The sequence below is a fragment of the Shewanella hanedai genome (assembly GCF_007197645.1).
Taxonomy (GTDB): domain Bacteria; phylum Pseudomonadota; class Gammaproteobacteria; order Enterobacterales; family Shewanellaceae; genus Shewanella; species Shewanella hanedai.
The window spans coordinates 1-1,133 of the sequence record NZ_VKGK01000084.1 but is presented as its reverse complement, the minus strand read 5'-3'; the positions used below and the strand labels follow the sequence as shown (position 1 = coordinate 1,133).

Here is a 1,133-nt window from a genome sequence, read left to right as displayed (position 1 = left end):
ACCCGTATGGTTACCGGGTAACATAGTACGCCTTAGTGGAGGCTTGAGCCGTATGCAGTGAAAGTTGCACGTACGGTTCTTAGGAGAGCGGCACTTGGTAACAGGTGCCGCTTATCCGACCTAGCGAAGAAGTTTGTTTACATCCTGTTTATCAGCTTTTTCCATATTTTTGCGGCTCTTCTCCGCGAATGTGAAGTGCAACAAGCAAGACCTGATCCAAGTGACTTTTCTTCCTGCGTGAACATTGCACTTTATGCAATAATGGAGGTTCTTTGTTTCATTCAGGCAGGGAAACGAGGATTGAGCTCTTTCTATGTTATAACTCATTGTTGATACACTGGTTTGCTGTTAGTCTTGAGTGATTAAAGTACTGGAGACCTGTTCTTATTAAGACCGTTCTTATTCGGAATTCAGGCTAATATACTGTTAAATGCTTATGAGAGTAATTTCAATATTCATAGTTTTCCTGCTATCTGCATCAGTTCTTGCGGGAGGGTCTTATTTCCCTATTCATATCACTGAATTTGAAAATGATGGAGATGAGTTTAAATTGTCTGCAACTGTATCAGATGAAAGAAAATGGATGGAAAAAGAGTGTAAAAAAATCTCCGTAACTGGAGAATATGACACCTTAAAGTGGATCACTCACAAAAATCCAATGAATAAATCTACTCATATGGAGGCAGTTGACTACCTTTCTAAATCATTAAAGACCAAAGAAAAAATATATTTTGGTTATATCGGCTCAGGTCTTCATAAGGTAGCTAGGTGCACATATGTTAGTAAAGGTTTAATATTCAGCAACTATGATAAAACGTATGTTATGTCTGTGCATGGCAGCATTTAACAAGGGCAAGTAACGGACTCGTCAAACTGTCACTTTTTGTGCAAAGCGCCGCACAAAAAACCGCTAGTTCAATTCACGGCTGTTGCCGGGGTTGCTGCATGGCTGAGCAATATACATTTCCTAATCTCAAAGCCCAGTTTTAGAGCCTAAGCACTAACCCGTTTATGTCCGTGCGACCTGAGGTCGTATGAAGCGCTGTTCACCGCGATAAGAGTGAACCATCTGTATCACTAGATGACCCTAAGACTCTGAATAAAGCAGCGAGTCTGACAATGTAACGAAGTCC

Annotated in this window: 1 protein-coding gene; it reads left to right on the top strand. The window is 40.9% G+C overall.

The window, feature by feature from the left end; genetic code table 11:
* Positions 1-436: 436 nt before the first annotated feature.
* Complete coding sequence (locus FN961_RS25685) at positions 437-847, top strand: hypothetical protein (RefSeq protein ID WP_144042975.1); 411 nt, start codon at positions 437-439, stop codon at positions 845-847.
* Positions 848-1,133: the final 286 nt, after the last annotated feature.

Coding starts and splice junctions, on each gene's coding strand:
- FN961_RS25685 (WP_144042975.1), top strand. CDS start 437: ATGAGAGTAATTTCAATATTCATAGTTTTCCTGCTATCTGCATCAGTT.